This is a genomic window from Pseudokineococcus sp. 1T1Z-3 (assembly GCF_037482365.1).
Taxonomy (GTDB): domain Bacteria; phylum Actinomycetota; class Actinomycetes; order Actinomycetales; family Quadrisphaeraceae; genus Pseudokineococcus.
In genome coordinates, this window is record NZ_JBBHZF010000010.1 from 1,563 (window position 1) to 1,909 (window position 347).

Annotated in this window: 1 pseudogene; it reads left to right on the forward strand. The window is 72.6% G+C overall.

The features are described 5' to 3' along the window. Positions 1 to 347, forward strand: a pseudogene (locus tag WDV86_RS03340) (flagellin); the annotation flags it as partial.

Sequence of the window (347 nt, forward strand, 5' to 3'; positions counted from 1 at the left end):
GTCGACCAGCTCGCCCAGGAGCTGACCCGGATCGCCGACACCACGACGTTCAACGGCCAGAAGCTGCTGGACGGCAGCTACAACGGCAGCTGCCAGGTCGGCGCCAACGGCGGCGAGCAGATCGCCGTGGCGATCAACGCGGGCGAGGTCACCCCCGCCACGGACCCCGTCACCTTCAAGGGCCTCGGGGCGCTCGGTCTGGGCGTCCAGGGTGCCTCGGCCACGCAGGGCATCGACGTCTCCACGACGCCCGCCGCCGCCGGCGCCGCCCTCACGGCGATCGACGCTGCGCTGAGCACGGTCTCGACGACCCGGGCGGACCTGGGTGCCAAGCAGAACCGCCTCGA